The sequence below is a fragment of the Thiohalocapsa sp. genome (assembly GCF_019695415.1).
Lineage (GTDB): Bacteria > Pseudomonadota > Gammaproteobacteria > Chromatiales > Chromatiaceae > Thiohalocapsa.
Genome location: NZ_JAIFKJ010000298.1, coordinates 1 through 3,521 on the forward strand (window position 1 = coordinate 1; position 3,521 = coordinate 3,521).

Annotated in this window: 2 protein-coding genes; one reads left to right on the plus strand and one right to left on the minus strand. The window is 68.8% G+C overall.

The genetic code is table 11. From position 1 onward, the window contains the following. Positions 1-657 (plus strand): hypothetical protein (locus tag I6U14_RS08650; RefSeq protein WP_296898503.1); only part of this gene is annotated, 657 nt, incomplete at its 5' end. 222 nt (positions 658-879) lie between these two features. On the opposite strand, the gene I6U14_RS08655 is transcribed toward I6U14_RS08650, so the two are convergent. Then, positions 880-2,832, minus strand: a complete 1,953-nt coding sequence (locus I6U14_RS08655) for an HAD-IC family P-type ATPase (RefSeq protein ID WP_296898504.1) — start codon at positions 2,830-2,832, stop codon at positions 880-882. Between the last annotated feature and the right edge of the window lie 689 nt (positions 2,833-3,521).

Consider the following 3,521-nt stretch of genomic DNA (forward strand, 5'->3'; position numbering starts at 1 on the left):
AGGGATATCGATGCCGTCCCGCCCGGCGCCTGGGCTCTGCGGGGTGCGGAGGCGGGGGACGACCGCGCGCTGCTTTGGGCAGGGCTGGCGCAGGCCGCAGGCGGCAGCCGCTTCGCCCCGGCCGAGCCCCGACTGCATACGAGCTATGCCCTCGCGCAGCTCGGTCGTTGGCAGCAGGCGCGGGCTGCGATCGAGGCCGAGCCCGGCTGGCGGGACGCGTCTGGGCTGCTGGCGCCCTACGCCCGCGCATGTCAGCGCAGCGGCGACGCCCGCGCGGCCCGTACCGTTCTGCTCGCAGGCTGCTGGGCACATCCGCAGACCGCCGAGCGCATTCTCTCTGCCGGCGACTGTCCGGACGGCCGGCTTGCGGCCCATTGGAGCGCCTTCTGCGATCTTGATTTCGGCGCCGCCGCGCATGTCTCGGCCCCTGCGCTCGCCACGGAGGACTTCCCGGCCTGGTGCTTGCTCATGGACCCTGCCTTGGCAGCGGATGCACCCGCCGACACCATGATGGCGGACCCGGATCGAATCGCAGCGTACCGTGCGGCACAGGCACTCGCGAGGGCGCCGGATGATCTCGGCCAACGTCGCCTCCTCGGCGCCGCCCAACCGGCGCTGTTGGCGACGTTTCTGCAACGGCGCTGCGGCAAGGGCTGAGGCTGCGGAGGCTGTTTCTGGACGCGGTGGCGTAAGTCGCCGAGCTTAGCCGGTCATTGAGCCATGCGTCACCTGTGGGAGCGGCATCCCTGCCGCGATGACTTGCAGGGCATTGGCAGCGTGTCGCGGCAGGGATGTTGAGCCGCACGGCGTGGCGGACGCAGATGCCCGCAGAAGCGCCGTCCAACCCGCGGCAGTGGCGCGGACGCGATAAGAGACGCCTCAGGTCGCCGACGGCTTGAAGCGCCCGAGCAGCTTGGCGTTGATGGCGACGATCACCGTGGACAGGGACATCAGCGCGGCGCCCACCGCCGGGCTCAGCACGACGCCGACGCCGTAGGCGACGCCCGCCGCCAACGGGATGGCGACGGCGTTGTAGCCGGTGGCCCAGAACAGGTTCTGAATCATCTTGCCGTAAGTGGCGCGCGAGAGCTCAATCACATCGGCGACGTTACGGGGGTCGGAATCCACCAGCACGATATCCGCCGATTCCATGGCCACGTCCGTGCCGGCGCCGATTGCGATGCCGAGGTCGGCCTGCACCAACGCCGGGGCGTCGTTGACGCCATCGCCCACCATGGCGACGGTGCGCCCGCCGCGCTGGACTTCCTTGATGCGCTCGGCCTTCTCGTTAGGTAGAACCTCCGCAAAGTAGTCGCTGAGACCCAGCTCCTGCGCCACGGTCTTGGCCACAGCCTCCGCATCGCCGGTGAGCATCAGGCAGTCGATCCCCATGTCCTTCAGCCGCGCGACGGCCGCCCGGGATTCATCGCGGATGATGTCCGCGAGGGCGATGGCGCCAATGGGGCGGCCATCCGCCAGCACATAGACCAGGGTGTTGCCGCGCTCACGGAAGGTGGCCACGGTCTCTCCATCCATCGGGATCTCCTGCTCGCGTAGATAGCCCGGGCTTACGACGTGGATGGTGCGGCCGTCTACCTGGGCCTTGGCGCCGCGACCAGACAGGTTCTCGAAATCGGCGGCCTCGGGGATCTCGAGCCCCTTGTCCCGGGCCGCCTCGACAATGCCCTGGGCGATGGGATGCTCGGAGTGGGACTCCAGCGCGGCGGCGAGCCGGAGCAGCTCGTCGTCGTCCAGGCTGCCGAAGCTCGCGACCCCTTGCACGCCGAAGCGCCCTGCGGTCAGCGTGCCGGTCTTGTCGAAGACGACGGCGTCGAGCTTGCGCGCGCGCTCGAAGCCGGCCCGGTCGCGGCCCAGGGCATGCGGGCAGGTGATGACCATCACGGTGACCATGCGCTCCAGCGCGAAGTCGAAGGCCCGGCCGACGCCAAGCCAGGCGGCCAAGGTCAGGGCGCCGGCCGACAGCGCGATGTAAGTGAGCCAGGCCGCTGCCCGATTGGCGAGGTCTTGGGTGCGCGAGCGCGAGGCCTGCGCCTGGCGGACCGTTTCCACCACCTGGGACAGGTAGGTGTCTTCCCCGGTCTTCTGCACCTCGACCGTGATGCTGCCCTCGCCGTTGATTGAGCCGCCGACGGCCTCGTCCCCTTCGCCCTTTTCGACAGGCCGAGACTCGCCGGTCAGCATGGACTCATCCAGGCTGGTCTTGCCCTCGACGATGGTACCGTCGATGGGCACCTTCTCGCCGGGGCGCACCCGGACGCGATCGCCCTTACGCAGCTCGCTGACGGAGACCTCTTCCGTCTCGCCATCGTCGCCCACGCGCTGGGCCCGGTCCGGCATCATCTGCACCAGGCTCGTCAGCGCCCCGGAAGCTCCCATGACGGACTTCATCTCGATCCAGTGCCCGAGGAGCATCACATCCACCAGCGTGGCCAGCTCCCAGAAAAACACCTTGCCTTCGAGCCCCAGCACCACCGCCGCCGAGTAGCCGTAGGCGACCGTTACAGCCAGTGCGATCAGCGTCATCATGCCCGGCGCGCCGTCGCGCAGCTCGGAGACGAGTCCGGTCAGGAACGGCCAGCCGCCGTAGAGGAATACCGCCGTGGACAACGCGAGCAGCACGTAGTCGTCGGCGGGGAAGGCGAGGAGGTCGGTCAGCCCGAGGAAGCCCTGGATCAGCGGCGACAGCAGCAGGATCGGGACCGTCAGCGCGAGCGAGACCCAGAAGCGCCGGCGGAAGTCGGCGATCATGGCCTGGTGGTGCTGCTGATGGTCTTCGTGCTCGTGGCGTTGGTGCTGGTCGTGCTCGCTCATCGCCCGTCCCCTGCCGTCATTTGACTCAGCATTGCAGATTGCTTGCGGCTGGCTGCCTCGGCGGGCTCGCGCTCCTGCATGCGTGTCTTCTCCAGGCCCTACCGAAGAACCGGCATGAGGGTCGAGCGCCAAGATCTCGCCTTCCACGCGTGCTCCGCTGCGCAAGACGGACACAGCGAGCGTAGGTCGGAGCGGCCCGTTCCAGGGCATGGAGGTTGCTGTCGTGCATGGCGGCCTTTGCAGTTGGCGCGCTGGAACGCATGGTGGCGTTCGGGCACGCAAAGCTTAGACCAGTCCCGGCTCTGGCGGCTGTGCCGCGCGGGGATCGCTGGTGGCCGTAGAGACGCAAGCAGCGGCCCTGGCGAGGGTGCGCGGCACGAAGCGACGGCGTGAGGGGAAAGGCCGCCCCGGCGCGCCTCGAAAGTGATCCGGCAGGCGCAACCCGCGGTGGGGCATTTGAGCCATGCGATGGGTTAGTTGAGCCGTCAGCACGGCAATCTGGGCGGCAGCGGCCGGGTCTGGGCGGATGCATCCCGGTCCGTGTGAAGCCAAGCTCACGGCCCGCCTCTTGCTGCCTCATCCTCGCCAGGCCGACGATGCACGGTCGGGGCAGGGGTCTGGGCGCCGAACCCACTGATCCATGGCATACGCCGGTCCAAGCCGGTATGTGTCATGCGCCAAAGACACAA